The sequence below is a fragment of the Thiocystis violacea genome (genome assembly GCF_016583565.1).
GTDB classification, from domain to species: Bacteria; Pseudomonadota; Gammaproteobacteria; order Chromatiales; family Chromatiaceae; genus Thiorhodococcus; species Thiorhodococcus violaceus_A.
Genome location: NZ_NRRF01000010.1, coordinates 25,520 through 43,662, shown reverse-complemented (window position 1 = coordinate 43,662; position 18,143 = coordinate 25,520). Strand labels below are relative to the sequence as shown.

Below are 18,143 nucleotides of genomic sequence, written 5' to 3'. Positions count from 1 at the left end.
GGCGCATTGTGCGCCCCGAACACTCAAGCCGCGCACAACTGGTCGCCGCCCAACGCGGCCGACCTGCCCGCGTCAGAAGCTGTGGTTCCAGCCAACCGTGATCTCGTATTGCTCCATATAGAGGCTGCCCGACTGGGTCTGAGTGAGCGCCGGACTCGTCCCATCGAAGGTTTCCTGCGGCATGTACGCCAGCGAGAGTGAGAATTCGTCACTCTTGGTCGCCTTGTAGGCCCCGCCTACCGTGAAATGCCAACGGACAGTCGCAGGGGCAAGGACGTTGAAGAGGCCCTGACTATCGGTTTTGAGGAAGTCCGTGTTGTAGCTGATACCGGCTAAAAGGCTTAGCCGGTCATTGGCATCGTACCTGACGCCGAGTTTCAGCACGTCCATGCTCTCCCAGCCGAACCCCACGCCGCTGTTTCCACCCAGGCAATACGACGGCTTGGCGCCCGCTCCTTGACAGGCCGACAGATCGACATCGTTCGAATTCGCGATCGCATGGGTCTCGTCGTAGAAGATGTGCTGATAGTCGAATGCCAAGGTCAGGTCGGGCTTCGCCTTGTATGCCAAGCCGATGTTGAACATGGCAGGGATATCGAAGGAGCCGCCGTCGGCGAAGAGACCGGCATAGTCCTCGAGCTTCGTCATCCAGATGGTGCTGCGGTAGGACGCCCCGAGGGCGAGCTGATCCGTGACCTGGCCATACCAACCGAAATGGAGACCCGCGCCATAGCTCCAGTCCATTCCGTTGTTGGTCACCTTATCGGGCTTGACGGACATCTGCCTGAAGGGCTCCAGACCGGTCGCCTCGAAGCGCTGGATGGCGAAGACGGGCGCAATGCCGATCGATTGATTGCCGGTGCCGAGCTTGAGCGTGTAGGGCACCTCGATGAAGAGCTGTTCGAGATTGATACCGGTTGGCGTCGTCGCGCTGTAGACACCATTCGGATTGCCATTGACCGTCCCCGGGACATCCGCCGTGACCGGCATCGGCGAGCCCGACGAGAAATCGAAGTAGGGTCCGGTGCTCCCGTCTGGGTAGGCGCCGACACGCTGATTCGGATAGACGGAGAAGTTCTCGAAGACGGCGCGATCCTTATATTTGGTATTCATTCCGCCATTACCGAAAACGCTGATGCCGATCGTGCTGTTGGCATCCAGCTGGCGGTTGTAACCGAAGCTGGGAATGAGGAACCAGTCGCCGCTGCTATCGTATTCCCCAGGAGTGACGAAACCGCCCGCCGGCAGCGTGAAGGTTCCATTGGCATTCTGGACCTGCTGCGTCGCGTAGTCGTTATTCGCCTCATAGCCGCGCGGGGAAGGCGTGAAAAAGGAGACGCCGACATCGAAACCGTGACCGATGAAGGCCATTCCCGCCGGGTTCGTGGCCGTGACCAAGGTATCCTGCGGCAAGGCCGCCGCCACACCCGCCATGGCCTTGGATTTCACACCCCAGCCGTGCGAAAAATAGCCGTTGGTCGCGGATGCCGTGACCGGAATCGCACCTGTCGCCACGAACGCGACAATAAGCGCTCGCCTGGTTCTTCTGCTCATCATGACGATGTCCCCCTCGACTGAGGTATTGATAGGCCTATCGGCCCTATTTATCGAGTTTCCGGCGACCCCGACCCCCTGTTGCGTGGGCGCTCAGGATCCAGCCCGCGATCACTGAATTCAATGACCGCACCGACCGCCGCGACAAAAATGCAACGACTGTATCCATAGCCTGATGTTCAACTCGAAAAGGGCATCTTGTCAAAAAGATTCCATGACAAAATTCAATTTATCCTTATATTCGAATTCACTAATTCATCTGTCAGCCCGCAGTCAGCGCAGCAGGCTTCGCTGGATCGCGCGTCGCCATTCGCCCAGCGGGTGGACAGCCGAGTGGCGCCAAGAACGGGCAATCCCCTGGATCTCCGATGACTGGACGCCAAACGCTGACAGCTGACAGCCGGAACTCGGAAGCAGGTTGCGCGAGGAGGACGAACGCCATCCCTGAGAGGCGGAGCCCAGAAGAGGACGCGAGCAGAAGAAGAGGCGTGGCGTGGGCCGGCGGCGGGCGGTGGGCGGGGGCGGTCGCTAGAGAGGTGCCCTGGCATGACAGACAGGCGACCAGGCGCCTTGGCCGTCAAAGCAAAAGCCTGAATGTCGTCAGGCAGGCATCATCGCTGACCGTGGAGACGGTTCATCACCGGTTGATAGTGCGCGGAGATGAGATCGGGAAGGACGCGCTCCGCATCGGCGAGGGCATCTCGAATCAGCGCATCGTCGTCTTTCGAGGGTCTGCCCAGAACGTACCCAGTGACCAAGGTGCGATCACCCGGATGGGCGATGCCGATCCGCAGACGCCAGAAGTCACGCGTACCCAAGGCGGCGATGGTATCGCGAAGCCCATTGTGCCCCGCATGTCCGCCACCCTGCTTGAGGCGAATAGAGCCGACCGGGAGGTCCAATTCGTCGTGGGCAAGCAGGATCTGCTCTGGAGGAATATCGAAGTAGCGGGCGACCGCGACGACCGCCTGACCACTCCGATTCATGTAGGTCGAGGGTTTCAGCAGCCGTAGATCGGACCCGCCGACAGAGATTCGACACAGATCGCCGAAAAACTTCGGCTCGGACCGAAAGGGTTCGCGATGGCTCTCCGCGATGGCATCGACGAGCCAGAACCCGACATTGTGTCGAGTCAGCTCGTATTGCGCGCCTGGATTGCCCAGGCCAACGATGAGGCGGATGCCCGCATCTGCCATGGTCTCGTCCCTTGCTTCTCGGATGGTGCCAAATCAGCGAACATGGGACCGACATCCCCAAGAGAGGACGAACGCCAGCCCCATGCCCCGGATGTCGCTAGACCTCGGGCTCGGCGTCCTCGTCTTCTTCATCACCGCCGATGCGCGCACCGTGGACGACGACGACGGGCTCATCCGGATCCGGCGCATGCGCCAGCTCGACGCCCGCCGGCAGCTGGATCTCGGAGAGGTGAACGATGCTACCGACATCAAGATCGGTCATATCGACGCCAATGAACTCAGGCAGATCCTTCGGCAAGCAGGTGATTTCAATCTCGGTCAGATTGTGGGCCACCTGACCGCCCATCTTCACGCCCGGGCAGCTCTCCTCATTGAGGAAGTGCAGCGGCACGACCATCTTGAGCTTCTCATCCTTGGAGACGCGCATGAAATCCACATGCAGAATGAAGGGCCTGGCCGGATGCCGCTGCAGGTCTTTCAGGACGACCTTCGTGCTCTTGCCGTCGACCTTGAGATCGAGGACGTGCGAATAGAAGGCCTCTTGCTCGAGGTGCTTGAGCAACTCATTATGCAGAACGGAAACGGCCTCCGGATCCTGATGGGCGCCGTAGACGATTCCAGGAACCAGACCCTCGCGGCGCAGGCGGCGGCTCGCACCCTTCCCTGCGGCTACGCGCGGCCGTGCGACAACTTCGAAATCCACGCTCATTGGCGTTCTCCAGGTTGAATGAAACGAAATGCGCCGGAACCCCGCGACCAGGATTCCGGCGCTCTAAAAAAGACGAGCGGCTCAGCCGACCTCAGGGTCTGCCGGCAATCAACGCCACGAACTGCCGCCGACGAGTCGGAACCCGGGGCGCGCGGACTGCCATGGACCTCAATCGACGAAGAGGGAGCTGACCGACTCCTCATTCGAGACCCGCCGCATGGTCTCGGCGAGCAGCTCGCCGATACTCAACTGACGGATCTTACCGCAGGCCTTGGCCTGCGGACTCAGGGGAATGGTATTGGTGACAACCAGCTCATCGAGCTGGGATGCCGTGATGTTGTCGACTGCCGGCCCTGAAAGAACGGGGTGCGTGCAATAGGCCGCGACCATGCGGGCACCGTGATCCTTGAGCGCCTCGGCGGCGCGACACAGCGTCCCAGCGGTATCCACCAGGTCATCGACAAGGACGCATGAGCGACCACGCACGTCGCCGATGATGTTCATCACCTTGGCTTCGTTCGCCCGCGGCCGCCGCTTATCGATGATGGCGAGATCCGCATCATCGAGACGCTTGGCCAGTGCGCGTGCCCGCACCACGCCACCCACGTCGGGGGAGACCACCATGAGGTCGTCGTACGTTTGTCGCCAAGCGTCACCGAGCAGGATCGGAGAGGCGTAGACGTTATCCACCGGGATATCGAAGAACCCTTGGATCTGATCGGCGTGCAGATCCACCGTCAGCATGCGATCCGCCCCCGACTGCCCGATCATCTTGGCGACGAGCCGAGCCGTGATGGGCACGCGCGCCGACCGGGGACGGCGATCCTGCCGCGCATAACCGAAATAGGGAACCACGGCCGTGATGCGCTTCGCCGACGCCCAGCGCAGGGCATCGATCATCACGAGCAGTTCCATGAGGTTATCGTTCGTCGGGGCGCAGGTCGGCTGGACGACGAAGACGTCCCTGCCCCGTACATTCTCCTGGATCTCAGCCATGACCTCGCCGTCGCTGAACTGACCAACGACGGCCTTGCCGAGGGGAAGACTGAGATGCGCGGCGATCTCCGCCGAAAGCTCCGGGTTCGAGTTCCCGGAAAACACCATCAATTGGCTGGCAGGCACGAGGGCTTTCCTGTCGGCGCGGTCGAGAGAACGCGGGGAATTGGCTGGGGCGCCAGGATTCGAACCTGGGAATGCCGGGATCAAAACCCGGTGCCTTACCACTTGGCGACGCCCCAATAAACGCGAGTGATCGTCCTCGTCCCTAAGACATCGCGGATCCTTCCCCCAGAGGCGCGTGAACATCGATTAACGGCGCGTCTGGGCATGATTAGCCTACATCGAGCTGTCTGAGCAGAGCGGAGCGGTTTTGCCCCTTGGTAACGAAGCCGCGCATCCCACCCGGCAAGCCGGCCAGCGCGCCTTGCGCATCCGCTTCGTCGTCGAACACCGCGAACACGCAGGCCCCGGTGCCGGTCAAACGTCCGTGCCACGGAGAGAGATACTCCAGCGCGGCCGCAACGTCAGGATAATCTTTTCGCACGACGGAGAGACAATCGTTAACCACATCCCCGCTCAGGAAGTCCGCTAGTGTGATGAGTTTCGAGTCCCGTGTCAATTCAGGATGCGAGAAGACCGCCTTGGTCGACACGGCGCAGTCGGGCACAAGCACCAAATACCAGGGTTCCGGCAAGTCGACCGGATCCAAGCGCTCACCGACACCTTCGGCCCAAGCGGCCCTACCCCTGACGAACACGGGGACATCGGCCCCCAGTGGCAGCGCAATGGCCGAGAGGGCGTCTTCGTCGAGCCCCGTGCCCCAGAGGTGGTTCAGGGCGACCAGCGTGGTCGCCGCGTCCGAACTACCGCCGCCCAGCCCCCCGCCCATGGGGAGATTCTTCTCGCAGCGGATCGCTGCCCCGAGACGACAACCCGTCACCTGCTGGAGCGCGCGCGCCGCCCGAACAGTCAGGTCTTGCGACTCTTCGACGCCCTCGACCGCTGTAAGGCGCCGGATACGGCCATCGTCGCACACATCGAACCAGAGCCGATCGCATCGATCGATGAACTGGAAAACCGTTTGCAGCTCGTGATACCCGTCCGCGCGCCGACCGACGACGCGCAACATGAGATTCAGCTTGGCCGGCGCCAGCCAGGCGCTGGCCGCCGAGACATCCCCCGACTCCATCACTTCGCGCCGCCCTTCTTCGCTGGCGTCGCGACCCCGCCCGCGCCGGGCTCAGTCTTGGAGACACGATGGCGGCCGATGACCTCCTGCAGATAGGCGTGGTCCGGGTGGTCCTTGATCGCCCGATCCCAAACCGCCCAGGCGTCTGTCCGCCGCCCGAGCGCCCAGAGCACCTCGCCAAGATGGGCAGCCACCTCACCATCGTCGAGCTTGTCCAAGGCCTGCTCCAGATAACCCCGCGCCTTGTCGAGGTTGCCGAGGCGGTAGTTGACCCAACCCATGCTATCCAAGATCGCCGGCTCCTCCGGCTTGAGCGCATAGGCGCGCTCGATCAATTCACGCGCCTCGTCGTAGCGCTTGGTGCGGTCCGCCAGGGTATAACCCAGCGCATTGAGGGCGTCAGCATGGTTCGGCTCGGCATCGATGATCCGGCGGAGATCCTGCTCGCCCTGCTCGATCCGACCGCTCTTGATGGCATAGAGGCCACGCGCGTAGAGCAGACTGCTGTCGCCCGGATAGGCGCCGAGCGCCGCATCGTAGACCGCCATGGCTTCGTCGCCGCGACCCACCTCGTCGAGCACTTCAGCCTCGACCATGAAGAGCGGGATGGCGTTCTCTGGAGACTCGCCCCGGAGTCGCTGCAAGATCTCGCGCGCCTGCGCAACCTCCCCCGCCTTGGCCTTCAACAAGGCAATGCGGACCTGGGCATCATCCCCGTTACTGCCGTGGACCTTGTCGTACCAGCCCAGGGCGACCGGGACGTCGTCGGCGCGCTCCGCGGTCTGCCCCAGATAGAACGCGGCCTCGTCCTGGCGCTCGCCGGTCTCGAAGAGCCGTTGGAAGTAGAGCCGGGCTCCGTCCAGGTCATCGAGCTGGAGTGACAGGATCCCGACGGCGAAAAGGACATCGGGCTCTTTCGGCTGATTGGTCAGCATCCGCTGGAAGACATCCCGCGCCGTCGTGAACTCCTTCTCCTCGACAAGGAGTTGGCCGTAGAGCATGCGCAGGGCGTGGTCGTCCGGGCTCTCTTTGACGAACCCTTCGAGCAGGGTGCGCGCGTCCGTACGTTTGTTCTCCGAGACCAGGAGCCGCACGAGGAAGAGTCGCGGGGTATTCCACTCAGGCTTCAGCGCCATCGCCTTGCGCGCGGCCTGCTCAGCAATGTCGTACTGAGACGCGCTCGCCGCCACCATGGCCAGCGATTGCTGGGCATCCGCATCACCTGGATAGTGACTGACCAACGCCTGCATCATGGAGACCCGCGTCTCCGGGCTCGGCAGTCGCGCCACGATGGCCGCCGCCTTGGTGAAGGCAGAGTCCGCGCTGTCCCCCGAGAGCTCCACGAGGCGCTGCAGATGGATGAGCGCCCCCTCCTGGTCCTCGACCTTGATGCGCAGGAAAGCGGCCACCTGATGCGCCGCCGCGGAATCCGGCTCGAAACCGAGCCAGAGGCTGATACCGCGCTCGGCCGATGCGTCATCGTCCCCGCTAATGGCGGCACGCACAGCCAGCTCTGCCATCTGCGCCGACCCGGTCAGCTCAGCCGCTTTGAAGTAGTGGATGAAGGCCGTCGCCATATCGCCGCGCCGGCCAGCGATCTCGCCCACCAGCACGGCATAGATTTGATCCGGCTGCAGACCCTTCGCCGCCACTGTTGTCTGCGGCGGCGGACTCCCGGCCGCCCCGGATTGCGGCGCCGCGGAATCGGCCAAGCCGAAAGCACCTGAGCTATAGAGCACACAGGCCGCCAGGGAACTGAAAAGCACGGAAACGCGAGACGAAAGAGCCATAGTGTTTGAGTCCGGAGCTGGTGCTTCGCTGATGACCGAGTGTGAGATTCTAGATGGTCAGTATAACCAAGGAATTCCAGGGGCTTAAAGCCAATCGAAAACCCCGCTCAATGCGCCCTCGCCTGGCGGGCGAGCCCTCCCGCCAAGATACACGTGTCGACCGCTCGGCGGAGCGCAGGTCAAGCCCCCACCTCGTGACCCAGAAATGTCCGAGCGAACCGATCCAACAAGGCACGGCGGTCGCGATCGGAGCACGCACCAACCTGTGCGAGAGTGGCTCAGGCCGGCTAGGCTAGAGCCGTTTCCGTGTTCAAACAGGATCCGCCAGAGCCTGGCCCAACGTTGACAAGGTGACCTGCGCCACGCCGCGGGGATCATTTCACCTAAAAAGTTGGTAACATGGATGCGTTTTGCATCTCCAGCACAGGAACGTTGTGCCAAGGGGCGAGCAACCGATTCGAGTTTCGCACCTGGCGGCCGACGACATTCGCCAATGTCGTCACATCCTCCAACTCAGATCGCCAACAGTTAAGTAACATGAAGCTGCTTGTTCTCGGACTCAACCACAAGACCGCCCCGATCGAAATCCGCGAACGACTGGCCTTTGGTCCGGACATCATCGCCGGCGCATTGCGCGACCTCACTGGCTGCAACAGCGTCTGCGAAGGTGTCGTTCTCTCGACCTGCAACCGCACCGAGCTCTACTGCGCCGTGCATGACGGCGCCGAAGCGGATATGCGTCGCTGGTTGAGCGGATTCCATGGCCTCGAGCATGATCGCGTCGATCCATTCCTCTACGCGCACGCGGATCGCGATGCCGTCACGCACCTGCTGCGGGTCTCCAGTGGCCTCGACTCACTGGTGCTCGGCGAGCCTCAAATCCTCGGACAGGTCAAAACGGCCTATCAGACCGCCGTTGACTGCAGCGCGACCGGAAAGCTGCTTGGAAGACTCTTCCAGCACGCCTTCTCGGTCGCCAAGACTGTCCGAACGGAGACCGCCATCGGCAGCAGCCCGGTCTCCGTGGCCTTCGCCGCCGTCAACCTCGCGCGCCAGATCTTCAGCGACCTGTCGCAGCAGACCGCGCTGCTCGTCGGCGCGGGCGAGACCATCGAGCTGGCCGCGCGGCATCTGCATCACAATGGCGTCGGGCGCATCATCGTGGCCAACCGCACCGTCGAGCGCGCCCATGACCTCGCCTCCCAATTCGACGGCTTCGCCATCTCGCTGACCGAGATCGCCAACCACCTCCCCGAGGCCGACATCGTCATCGCCTCCACCGCGAGCCCGCTGCCGGTGCTCGGCAAGGGCACCGTGGAGCGCGCGCTCAAGAAGCGTAAGCACCGCCCCATCTTCATGGTCGACATCGCCGTCCCGCGCGACATCGAGCCCGAGGTCGGTGAGCTGAGCGACGTCTATCTATACACCATCGACGACCTGCAGGAGGTCATCGACGAAAGTCTGCGCTCGCGCCAGGCCGCCGCCGAGCAGGCCGAGGAGATCATCTCCTTCCATACGGGCGAGTTCATGGCCTGGGTGCGCTCGCTGGACGCCGCCGGCCTGATCCAGGACTACCGTCAGCGGGCCGAGGAGCTGCGCGACGAGGTGCTGGCGAGGGCGCAGCGCCAGATCGATGCCGGCAAGTCGCCGACCGAGGTCCTGAGCTTCCTGGCTCACACCCTGACCAACAAGCTGCTGCACGCCCCCAGCTCGCGCCTGCGCCAGGCTGCGCGCGAGGGCGATGCGAGCATCCTCGAGGCCGCGAACGAGCTCTTCCAGCTCGATCAGACGCGCACCCACGCCAACCCATGAACATCCGCGGTTCATGAACCACTCGATTCGCGCCAAGCTGGAGCGCATCTCGGAGCGCTTCAGCGAGGTCATGGCCATGCTGGCCGAGTCCGAGACCCAGGCCGATACCAACCGCTTTCGCGACCTGAGCCGGGAATACGCCCAGCTCGAGCCGATGATGACCTGCTATCGGCACTATCTCGCCGCGGAGAACGACGTCTCCAGCGCGGAAGAGATGCTCGCGGACCCCGAAATGGCCGCGCTCGCCAAAGAGGAGGTCACCGCGGCCAAGGCCAGACTTCAAGCGCTGGAGCCCGAACTGCAGGCCCTGCTGATCCCGGCGGATCCGAACGACCAGAGCAACGTCTTCCTCGAGGTGCGCGCAGGGACCGGCGGGGCCGAGGCGGCCCTCTTCGCGGCCGACCTGCTGCGCATGTACATGCGGTATGCGGAGCTGGTCGGCTGGCGCACGGAGCTGCTCTCGGAGAGCCCCGGCGAGCTGGGCGGCTATAAGGAAGTCGTGATCCGCATCAGCGGCAACGGGGTCTATTCGCGCCTCAAGTTCGAACCCGGCGCCCATCGCGTGCAGCGGGTTCCCGAGACCGAATCCCAAGGCCGCATCCACACCTCGGCCTGCACCGTCGCCGTCCTCCCGGAGGTCGAGTCGATCGACGCCATCGACATCAATGCCAACGATCTGCGCATCGACACCTATCGCTCGTCCGGTGCGGGCGGCCAACACGTCAACAAGACCGACTCCGCGATCCGTATCACCCATCTGCCGTCCGGGATCGTGGTTGAGTGTCAGGAGGAGCGCTCGCAGCACAAGAATCGCGCCAAGGCGATGTCGCTGTTGCATGCCAAGCTCTTGGCCGGCGCCCGCGCCAGCCAGGCCTCCGAGCAATCCGAGTCGCGCAAGCTGCAGGTCGGCAGCGGCGACCGCTCCGAGCGGATTCGCACCTACAACTTCCCGCAAAACCGCCTGACCGACCATCGCATCAACCTGACGCTCTACAAGCTCGACGAGGTCATGACCGGACAGCTCGACCAGGTGGTGGAGCCCCTGCTCAGGGAATACCGCACCGAGCAGCTCGCCGCCATGATGGAGACCTGATGCCGGACACCGCCGCGCCCGCGCAAAGACGCGTCGGCGCGACCCTGGGCGAGGCGGCGGCGGCCCTCGCGCAGCTCGATGAGGCGTCCCCGCGACTCGAGGCGGAGCTGCTCTTGTGCCAGGCCACGGGCTGGCCGCGCACGCGGCTCATGGCATGGCCGGAGCAGGCGCTGAGCCCGCCTCAGGCCGCCGCCTTCGACAGCCTCCTGCAGCGCCGATTGAGCGGCGAGCCCATTGCCTACATCCGCGGCCATCAGTCCTTCTGGACCCTGGAACTCAGGGTCTCGCCGGCAACCCTGATCCCACGCCCCGAGACGGAACTGCTGGTCGAGACCGCGCTGGATCTCCTGCCGACATCAGACGCGCTGCGCGTCGCCGACCTCGGCACGGGCTCAGGCGCCATCGCCGCGGCGATCGCGACCGAGCGACCCGGCTGGCAACTGATCGCCACGGACCTCTCGGCAGCGGCACTGACCCTGGCGCGCGCGAATTTCCAGGCACTCTGCCCGAACAGCGTCGTGAGCGTCCGGACCCACTGGCTCACGAGCCTGGCCGCGGACAGCCTGGACGCCATCGTCAGCAACCCGCCCTACATCCCGGCCGCAGACGGGCATCTCGAACGCGGCGACCTCAGGTTCGAGCCACTGGACGCGCTCTCGCCCGGTGGCGATGGGCTGGATGCGATCCGCGCCATCCTGAGCGATGCCTCACGCTGCTTGCGTCAGCGGGGGCTCATCGCGGTGGAGCATGGCTTCGATCAAGGTGCCGCCGTGCGCCAACTCTTCCGCGAGCGCGGTCTGCGGGCGATCGAGACGCGGCGGGATCTCGCCGGGATCGAGCGCGTGACCTTGGCGCGACGCTGAGTCGCGCTCAATCCGCGACCACCGCGGCGACGAACGCCAGGTCTCAGCCTCACCGCTCGGCGATCATGCCGCAGGCAGGGTACTCGCCGTGTCGCGAATCCAGTGCTCGGCATCCCGCATCAAGGCATCCGGGCCTGCGTCACAGCTGATCGGCCGACCGATCACCAGGCTGATTCGCCCTGGGAAGCGCAGCATGGAACGCGCCGGCCAGCAGCGGCCCGCGTTGTGCGCAACCGGGAGCACGGGCCGACCGGCATGGCAGGCCAGCTTCGCCCCACCGGCGTTGAACTTGCCGATCTCACCGGGCGGCTGACGCGTTCCCTCCGGGAAGATGACCACGCTGATGCCCGCGTCGAGGCGCTGCTTGCCTTCGCGCAGCAGGCACTTCAGCGCGTTGATGGGCTTGCGGCGATCGATCGCGATCGGCTTCAGGAGCGCCAGCGCCCAACCGAAGAACGGCACCCAGAGCAGTTCGCGCTTGAGCACCGTCGACTGGGGCGAGACGAGCAGCTGCAGGTAGAAGGTCTCCCACTCGCTCTGGTGATTCGCCATGACGACCACGGGTCGATCGGGCGGGATATTTTCCACACCCGAGACATGGATCTCGATGCCGTTGAGCCGCCGCAGCAACCACATGCTTAGACGCGTCCAGAGGTTGACGAACCAATGGCGCCGCTCGAAGCCCATCAGCGGCGCCAACACCAGACTGATCAGGCTGTGCAGGATGCCGAAGAGATTGTAGAGGACGAAAAAGGCCAGGCTTCGAAGCCAGATGCCCAGAGTTGCTTCGCGCGGGTGCATGCTCGGTCGATGGGATCTGTCGGTTGCTCGGACGCGCGACTCAGCAGACCCCAAGGGCTCCGCGGAATCGCCAAAGGACAGGGAAATTATAGCCTTCGGAGACTGGCTCGGATTTTATCAATCCTCAACCCAAAGCGGACAGATACAGCTTGATTATTTCGGGTCCGGGATTAGCATAAAGCCGCTATGGACATTTCAGACTCAGAACGCATCAAACAGCGCGAAATTGCGTTTCATAAGATCCATCCGAACCCCGATCAGGCGACGACGGCGGCGCATTTCCTGATCGAAGTCGATGGCATCCTGAGCGCCGTGCCTGCGTCGTCCACCCTGCTCCACATCCAGTACGACGTCCTCAAGACGACCCTGATCGAGATCGAGGAAGCCCTGACAGAGCTCGGCCTGCACCTCGACACCGGCCTCTTCAACCGCCTCAAGCGCGCCCTGCACTATTACACCGAGGAAACCGTTCGCGCCAACTGCGGTTGCGACTGCTGCGACCTCAACTGCACGGACAAACTCTTCGCCAAACGCTACCAGCTGATCGAGCACGGCTGCCGCGACGAGCGCCCCGAGCACTGGCGGCGTTACCTTTAGTCACGCGCCGACAGCGAACGGCTATTTCTCGCGCCAGCCCAGAGCGCCCTTTGGCGCCCCTCCCCGCAAGCCGATCGCGCGGCCAGGACGCCAGGACGGGCACCCTGGCCTCGCACTCAATGCCGCACGTCGATCGCCGCCTGAGAGAGCCAGATGAGCGCGGGCTCGTCGGCCTTAGCCAAGGCACCTTCCCGGACGATGAGGACGCCATCCTGAACCCGCTTGGCGATCACGCCTTGGGCTCCATCCACAACCGATGCGGACAGGGGGCTGCTCTCGCGTGCCGCGACGCGCTGGTTGAGCCAGTCCTGCACGATGGCGTGGTAGGCGTGTCGGTAATTGACCTTGGTTGCGCTCAGGCGGTCGCCCTGAAAGAAGAGCGTGACCGAAGAGGCGGGAATCTGGTTAAAGGTGCCGATCTCGGCGCCGCAGATGCGATCGCCGAAGGGGTTCTCGCCGTCGGCGCAGTGCAGTTCGAGCTTCGGGAAGGTCTCGCGCAGTTTGGCCTCGGTGAGGTCGCTGCTGAAGGCGTCCAGGGCGGCGTTGAATTCGGGCTTGTTGAGGATAAACATCAAGGCCAGATCCGTGCGCCGCTGGCCGTCTTCGGTGAAGGCCAGCCAGAAGAAGGGGCCGAAGACCAGTCCCAGGATAAGGATGGTCTTGTAGGTCTTGGGGAGTTTCAGGTCGTCTTTTTTCATGGCCGCATTGTAGCCGTTGGCGCAGCCACCGCGCCCGAGTCGAGGTGCAACTCCCCCCGGCGGGCTATTGCGCGACCAGTTCGACCCGGCGATTCAGCGCCCGCCCCTCCTCTGTCGCGTTGGTTCCCAGCGGCGAGAGGTTGGCGACACCCTTGGGCGTGAGTCGGGCACCGACGATGCCGTAGTTCTGGATCAGCGCCTGAACGACGGCCTCGGCGCGGCGCTGCGAGAGGTCGATGTTGTAGTCCAGGGTACCTTTGTTGTCGGTGTGACCGACGACGTAGACCTCCAGCTCGGGCTGCTCGTTGAGCATGCGCGCCATCTCGTCGAGCTGCGGACGCGATTCCGGACGGATGCTGGCCTTGTCGAAGTCGAAGTGGATGCCGTAGAGGGCCACGCGCCCCGCTTGGCTGATGTCCTGGGCGAGCTTCTTGGCATCCACGAGGACCATCCGGTCCTGCATCGGCTTGGCCAGCACCTCCTCGACGAAGACGGCGACCCGGTCGCCAGCGGCGGAATCCGCGAAATTGTCCTGATAGGCGGCGAACACGAAGACATAGGAGTCGCCGTCAGCGCTCTTGTGCCGCGCGCTGTAGATCTGCGGTTCCTGGACCGAGGTATCCGAGAAGACGTACTTGAGCAGGTGAGTGTCGGTCAGCTTCTTGCCATGCGCTTCGTCGATGTAGAACTGCTCGACCTTCTCGCCGCAGGCATCGAAACCTGAGCACTGATAGAGCGCCTCGTAGCCCTGCCCCTCAAGCGCCTGCTGATAGTTGCGGATGACTTCGAGCGCGCTGGCATCATGCGGGGCAATGTAGAGGATGCGGGTGCGCCGACCCTCGACCTTGGTCGTCTCCTTCCAGGCCCCGCCATCGGCGCGCCTGTCCCAAGGCCCGGTCGGTATCGTCGTCTCATCGAACTTGCTGGCGCGGTAGCCGATGATGACGGAGTCCGCGAAGCGGGGGATTCCGGGGATGTCGCTCGCGTCGGGCAGATCCTTGCCGAGATCCCGTGCCGAGGCCAGCCCGAGGACGAGCGTCGAGGCCGAGAGGGCGAGGCACAGCGCCAATCCGCGCGTCTTCATGATTGATCTCCGATCCGGGTTGAGCCTGGCGAGAGGCGCCTGGCGAGCCGCCGAGCTCGCCGCGCGACAGGGCGACGCTCGCGCGATCCCCGACACGAGGCTCGCCCGCCGCGCGGAGAGCCGGATCGCGTCTGCACATTTACGCCCCAGGCACTAGACTAGCGAGCCGCCGATCGTCCGTCCAACCAGACAACGCACCGAGTCAGCATGTCCATCGATCTTTCCCAGCACACGCCGATGATGCAGCAGTACCTGCGCATCAAGGCCGACTACCCGGACAAACTCCTGTTCTACCGCATGGGAGACTTCTACGAGCTCTTCTTCGAGGACGCCGAGCGCGCGGCGCGGCTGCTGGACATCACCCTGACCAAGCGCGGTCAGTCGGCCGGCAAGCCGATTCCGATGGCCGGGGTGCCCTATCACGCCGCGGAGGGCTATCTCGCCAAGCTGGTGCGCAAAGGCGTCTCGGTGGTGATCTGCGAGCAGGTTGGAGACCCCGCCACCAGCAAGGGTCCGGTCGAGCGTCAGGTGACGCGGGTCGTCACCCCGGGCACGCTGACCGACGAGGCACTCCTGGACGAGCGGCGCGAGAATCTGCTGATCGCCATCGGCGAGGGGAAGGACGGCTTCGGCATCGCCGCGCTCGAGCTGTCGAGCGGACGCTTCTCGGTCCTGGAGGTCGGGTCGCGCGAGGCGCTGGCGAGCGAGCTGGAGCGACTCCAACCGGCCGAGGTGCTGATCAACGAGGACAGCCGGCTGCAGGCGCAGCTGCGCATCGAGCAGGGCATCGGCCGACGCCCGGCCTGGCACTTCGATCCGGACAGCGGCGAGCAATTGCTCTGCCGGCAATTCGGCACGCGCGATCTCGCCGGTTTCGGTTGCGCCGGTCTGCGTCTCGCCATCGGCGCCGCGGGCTGCCTGCTGCAGTACATTCGCGACACCCAACTGGCCGCCCTGCCCCACATCCGCGGCCTGACCACCGAGCAGCGCGACGACGCCCTCATCCTGGACGCCGCGACTCGCCGGAATCTCGAGATCGCCGAGAGTCTCAGCGGTCGCCACGAGCACACCCTGGCGGGCGTACTGGATCACACGGCGACCGCCATGGGCAGCCGACTCCTGCGGCGCTGGCTGAGCCGGCCGCTGCGCGACCAGAACGCGGTGCGGGCGAGGCACGCGGCCATCCGCGCCCTGATCGCCGAGGGGATCCTGCCCCAGATCCAGGAGACGCTGGCGAGTATCGGCGATCTCGAGCGCATCCTGGCGCGCGTCGCCCTGCGCTCAGCGCGCCCGCGCGACCTGGCCGTGCTGCGGGACTCGCTCGCGGCACTGCCCCTGCTCCACGACCACCTCGCCGGACTCGACGAGCCCCTGATCACGGAGATACTCCAGGACATCGGCGAGCACCCCGACAGCGTCGCGCTGCTCTCCAAGGCCGTCATCGAGCAGCCGCCCATGCTGATCCGGGACGGCGGCGTGATCGCGGCGGGCTTCGACGCCGAACTCGACCAGCTGCGCGACCTCTCGCGCAATGCCGACCGCTTCCTGCTGGAGCTCGAAGCCCGCGAACGCGAGCGCACCGGCATCTCGGCCCTCAAGGTGGGCTACAACCGCGTTCACGGCTACTACATCGAGCTGGGCCGCACCCAGGCCGACCAGGTGCCGACCGAGTACGTCCGCCGCCAAACCCTGAAGGGGGTCGAGCGCTACATCACACCCGAGCTGAAGCGGTTCGAGGACGAGGTGCTCGGCAGCCGCGAGCGCGCGCTGGCGCGGGAGAAGGCGCTCTATGAAGGGCTTCTTGACCAACTCGGCGAGTCCCTGGGACGTCTGCAGCTCGCGGCGGCGGGCGTTGCGGCCCTGGATGTCGTCGCCAACCTGGCCGAGCGCGCGGAGACGCTCGATTGGGTCTGCCCCACGCTCACGCAGGAGACGCGTATCGAGATCGCGGACGGCCGGCACCCGGTGGTCGAGGGCGTCATCGACGTCCCCTTCGTCGCCAACAGTCTGCGCATGAACGAGCGCCGCCGCATGCTGGTGATCACCGGACCCAACATGGGCGGCAAGTCGACCTACATGCGCCAGAACGCGCTGATCGTCCTGCTCGCCTATGCCGGGAGCTTCGTCCCGGCGCGTGCCGCGAACCTGGGTCCGATCGACCGCATCTTCTCGCGTATCGGCGCCTCCGACGACCTGGCGGGCGGGCGTTCGACCTTCATGGTGGAGATGGAGGAGACCGCCAACATCCTGAACAATGCCACGGCCCAGAGCCTGGTCCTCATGGACGAGGTCGGACGCGGCACCAGCACCTTCGACGGGCTCTCCCTCGCCTGGTCGTGCGGCGTGGAGCTGGCCACCCGGATCGGCGCCTACAGCCTCTTCGCGACTCACTATTTCGAACTGACGACGCTGCCGGAGGAGTATCCCGGCATCGCCAACGTCCATTTGGACGCGGTCGAGCACGGCAGCTCCATCGTCTTCATGCACGCGCTGCGGGAGGGCCCCGCGAACCAGAGCTATGGGCTTGCGGTCGCGGCGCTCGCCGGCGTGCCCGAGCGCGTGATTCGGCGCGCGCGCGAACGACTCGGGGAGCTGGAGGACGCCGCGCGCCGCCATGCGGACCGCGAAGCGGTGCAGCTCTCGCTTTTCCCTCTGGAGTCCGAGCCTGAACCGACACCCGAGCACCCCACCTGTGTCGAGTTGCGGACGCTGGATCCAGATGACCTGACGCCGCGGCAGGCACTCGACCTACTCTACCGGTTGAAGGGGATGCTCGACTGAGGCGAATTCAGGAAACGGTCTGCCCCAAAAAGGCGCGGGGCGGTAGGGCCGTAGAATGGGCAAAGCCCGCGCCATGCGCCTCGTTCGGAGCGCCTAGGATCGACGGGCGTGCCCATCATCACAGCTGCCTTGCTGGATGGGCACGATAGACTGCGCGCGACTCGGCGCGACGGCCCGCCTAGTCGGCGATCCGCTCGCCCACCCGAATCATGGCGAGGGTGACGTTATCGACCCCGCCGCGCTCATTGGCGAGCCGGATGAGCGCATCGGCCGCAGAATCCAGGGTGTTGTGCTGCACGGCGATGAGGATCTGCCGCAGCCAGTCATCCGGGATCATGCCCGTCAGCCCATCGGTGCAGAAGATGAAGAGATCACCCGTGGCGATCTCGACGAGGTCGGAGGAGACGCCAACGCCCGGCGAGGAACCAAGCGCGCGTGTCAGGATGTTCTCGCCGATCCCATAGCGTCGGGCATCCTCCCGAGAGGTAAAGAAGCCCTGATCGACGACCTCCTGGATAAAGGAGTGGTCGCGGGAGAGTTGGGCGAAGGCATCACCGCGCAACCGATAGACGCGCGAGTCGCCGACATGGGCGAAGGCCAGCCAATCCCAGCCGACCGCACCCACGACGACGGTGCTGCCCATGCCGGCATACTGGCTGTTCTCCTTGGCCTGTCGCCAGATGCCGATATTGGCTTCCTCGACGGCGGCCTCGAGATAGAGGCGCGCCTTTTCACCGTCATTGCGCGGTTTCTTGCGCTGGCGGAAGCGGTCCGAAATCGTCTCGACCGCCACGCGGCTGGCGACGTGGCCGGCGGTCGCGCCGCCGACACCGTCCGCCACCACGACCAGGCCGTGCTCGGGATGCACGGCCACGGAATCCTCATTGCGCTGCCGAACGCGCCCCTTATCCGTGCGCCAGGCGAACTCGATGACGTAGGCGCTAAGCGGCAGCGGATCCATGGATTCCTTGCATCAT

Annotated in this window: 15 protein-coding genes and 1 tRNA gene; 5 read left to right on the top strand and 11 right to left on the bottom strand. The window is 64.7% G+C overall.

Going from position 1 to position 18,143, the window contains the following annotated elements; genetic code table 11:
* Positions 1 to 72 precede the first annotated feature (72 nt).
* The 7 genes from CKO23_RS06305 to CKO23_RS06275 all read right to left on the bottom strand — a co-directional run bounded on the left by CKO23_RS06305 (position 73) and on the right by CKO23_RS06275 (position 7,437).
* Positions 73 to 1,554, bottom strand: a complete 1,482-nt coding sequence (locus tag CKO23_RS06305; RefSeq protein WP_200329178.1) for an OmpP1/FadL family transporter — start codon at positions 1,552 to 1,554, stop codon at positions 73 to 75.
* Positions 1,555 to 2,165: 611 nt separating this feature from the next.
* The gene (pth, locus tag CKO23_RS06300; RefSeq protein ID WP_200329177.1) at positions 2,166 to 2,750 is read right to left on the bottom strand and encodes an aminoacyl-tRNA hydrolase; all 585 of its coding nucleotides are present in this window, start codon (positions 2,748 to 2,750) and stop codon (positions 2,166 to 2,168) included.
* A 97-nt stretch (positions 2,751 to 2,847) separates the two neighbouring features.
* Complete coding sequence (locus CKO23_RS06295) at positions 2,848 to 3,459, bottom strand: 50S ribosomal protein L25/general stress protein Ctc (RefSeq protein WP_200329175.1); 612 nt, start codon at positions 3,457 to 3,459, stop codon at positions 2,848 to 2,850.
* 168 nt (positions 3,460 to 3,627) lie between these two features.
* Positions 3,628 to 4,581: a ribose-phosphate diphosphokinase gene (locus CKO23_RS06290; RefSeq protein WP_346014571.1), complete on the bottom strand. Its 954-nt coding sequence runs from the start codon at positions 4,579 to 4,581 to the stop codon at positions 3,628 to 3,630.
* Positions 4,582 to 4,622: 41 nt separating this feature from the next.
* Positions 4,623 to 4,697, bottom strand: a tRNA-Gln gene (locus tag CKO23_RS06285).
* 92 nt (positions 4,698 to 4,789) lie between these two features.
* Positions 4,790 to 5,647: a 4-(cytidine 5'-diphospho)-2-C-methyl-D-erythritol kinase gene (gene ispE / locus CKO23_RS06280; RefSeq protein WP_200329173.1), complete on the bottom strand. Its 858-nt coding sequence runs from the start codon at positions 5,645 to 5,647 to the stop codon at positions 4,790 to 4,792.
* Complete coding sequence (locus CKO23_RS06275; protein WP_200329171.1) at positions 5,647 to 7,437, bottom strand: tetratricopeptide repeat protein; 1,791 nt, start codon at positions 7,435 to 7,437, stop codon at positions 5,647 to 5,649. Before CKO23_RS06275 ends, ispE begins: the two co-directional genes overlap by 1 nt.
* A 537-nt stretch (positions 7,438 to 7,974) precedes the next feature.
* Between CKO23_RS06275 and hemA the strand changes: the two genes are divergently transcribed.
* Genes hemA through prmC form a run of 3 tightly spaced genes read left to right on the top strand, consistent with a single transcriptional unit; the run spans position 7,975 to position 11,205 of the window.
* Complete coding sequence (gene hemA, locus CKO23_RS06270; protein ID WP_200329169.1) at positions 7,975 to 9,249, top strand: glutamyl-tRNA reductase; 1,275 nt, start codon at positions 7,975 to 7,977, stop codon at positions 9,247 to 9,249.
* Positions 9,250 to 9,262: 13 nt separating this feature from the next.
* On the top strand, positions 9,263 to 10,342 hold the full coding sequence (gene prfA, locus CKO23_RS06265) for a peptide chain release factor 1 (RefSeq protein WP_200329167.1): 1,080 nt from the start codon (positions 9,263 to 9,265) through the stop codon (positions 10,340 to 10,342).
* Complete coding sequence (gene prmC, locus CKO23_RS06260) at positions 10,342 to 11,205, top strand: peptide chain release factor N(5)-glutamine methyltransferase (RefSeq protein WP_200329165.1); 864 nt, start codon at positions 10,342 to 10,344, stop codon at positions 11,203 to 11,205. Before prfA ends, prmC begins: the two co-directional genes overlap by 1 nt.
* 63 nt (positions 11,206 to 11,268) lie before the next feature.
* On the opposite strand, the gene CKO23_RS06255 is transcribed toward prmC, so the two are convergent.
* Positions 11,269 to 12,006 (bottom strand): lysophospholipid acyltransferase family protein, encoded by a 738-nt coding sequence (locus tag CKO23_RS06255; protein ID WP_200329163.1) that lies wholly within the window; start codon positions 12,004 to 12,006, stop codon positions 11,269 to 11,271.
* A 186-nt stretch (positions 12,007 to 12,192) separates the two neighbouring features.
* Here CKO23_RS06255 and CKO23_RS06250 point away from each other — a divergent pair, with 186 nt between their 5' ends.
* Positions 12,193 to 12,603 (top strand): hypothetical protein, encoded by a 411-nt coding sequence (locus tag CKO23_RS06250; RefSeq protein WP_200329161.1) that lies wholly within the window; start codon positions 12,193 to 12,195, stop codon positions 12,601 to 12,603.
* 116 nt (positions 12,604 to 12,719) lie between these two features.
* Here the strand turns inward: CKO23_RS06250 and CKO23_RS06245 are convergent, their stop codons facing one another.
* Complete coding sequence (locus CKO23_RS06245) at positions 12,720 to 13,301, bottom strand: hypothetical protein (RefSeq protein WP_200329159.1); 582 nt, start codon at positions 13,299 to 13,301, stop codon at positions 12,720 to 12,722.
* Between the two features lie 64 nt (positions 13,302 to 13,365).
* Complete coding sequence (locus CKO23_RS06240) at positions 13,366 to 14,385, bottom strand: OmpA family protein (protein WP_200329157.1); 1,020 nt, start codon at positions 14,383 to 14,385, stop codon at positions 13,366 to 13,368.
* Between the two features lie 207 nt (positions 14,386 to 14,592).
* On the opposite strand from CKO23_RS06240, the gene mutS reads away from it, so the two are divergent.
* Positions 14,593 to 17,166, top strand: a complete 2,574-nt coding sequence (gene mutS / locus CKO23_RS06235; protein ID WP_200329155.1) for a DNA mismatch repair protein MutS — start codon at positions 14,593 to 14,595, stop codon at positions 17,164 to 17,166.
* Positions 17,167 to 17,344: 178 nt separating this feature from the next.
* Here mutS and CKO23_RS06230 read toward each other — a convergent pair whose 3' ends face one another.
* Positions 17,345 to 18,127: a PP2C family protein-serine/threonine phosphatase gene (locus CKO23_RS06230; protein WP_200329153.1), complete on the bottom strand. Its 783-nt coding sequence runs from the start codon at positions 18,125 to 18,127 to the stop codon at positions 17,345 to 17,347.
* Positions 18,128 to 18,143: the final 16 nt, after the last annotated feature.

Coding starts and splice junctions, on each gene's coding strand:
- prmC (WP_200329165.1), top strand. CDS start 10,342: ATGCCGGACACCGCCGCGCCCGCGCAAAGACGCGTCGGCGCGACCCTG.
- CKO23_RS06250 (WP_200329161.1), top strand. CDS start 12,193: ATGGACATTTCAGACTCAGAACGCATCAAACAGCGCGAAATTGCGTTT.
- prfA (WP_200329167.1), top strand. CDS start 9,263: ATGAACCACTCGATTCGCGCCAAGCTGGAGCGCATCTCGGAGCGCTTC.
- CKO23_RS06305 (WP_200329178.1), bottom strand. CDS start 1,554: ATGAGCAGAAGAACCAGGCGAGCGCTTATTGTCGCGTTCGTGGCGACA.
- pth (WP_200329177.1), bottom strand. CDS start 2,750: ATGGCAGATGCGGGCATCCGCCTCATCGTTGGCCTGGGCAATCCAGGC.
- ispE (WP_200329173.1), bottom strand. CDS start 5,647: ATGGAGTCGGGGGATGTCTCGGCGGCCAGCGCCTGGCTGGCGCCGGCC.
- hemA (WP_200329169.1), top strand. CDS start 7,975: ATGAAGCTGCTTGTTCTCGGACTCAACCACAAGACCGCCCCGATCGAA.
- CKO23_RS06245 (WP_200329159.1), bottom strand. CDS start 13,301: ATGAAAAAAGACGACCTGAAACTCCCCAAGACCTACAAGACCATCCTT.
- mutS (WP_200329155.1), top strand. CDS start 14,593: ATGTCCATCGATCTTTCCCAGCACACGCCGATGATGCAGCAGTACCTG.
- CKO23_RS06295 (WP_200329175.1), bottom strand. CDS start 3,459: ATGAGCGTGGATTTCGAAGTTGTCGCACGGCCGCGCGTAGCCGCAGGG.
- CKO23_RS06230 (WP_200329153.1), bottom strand. CDS start 18,127: ATGGATCCGCTGCCGCTTAGCGCCTACGTCATCGAGTTCGCCTGGCGC.
- CKO23_RS06240 (WP_200329157.1), bottom strand. CDS start 14,385: ATGAAGACGCGCGGATTGGCGCTGTGCCTCGCCCTCTCGGCCTCGACG.
- CKO23_RS06275 (WP_200329171.1), bottom strand. CDS start 7,437: ATGGCTCTTTCGTCTCGCGTTTCCGTGCTTTTCAGTTCCCTGGCGGCC.
- CKO23_RS06255 (WP_200329163.1), bottom strand. CDS start 12,006: ATGCACCCGCGCGAAGCAACTCTGGGCATCTGGCTTCGAAGCCTGGCC.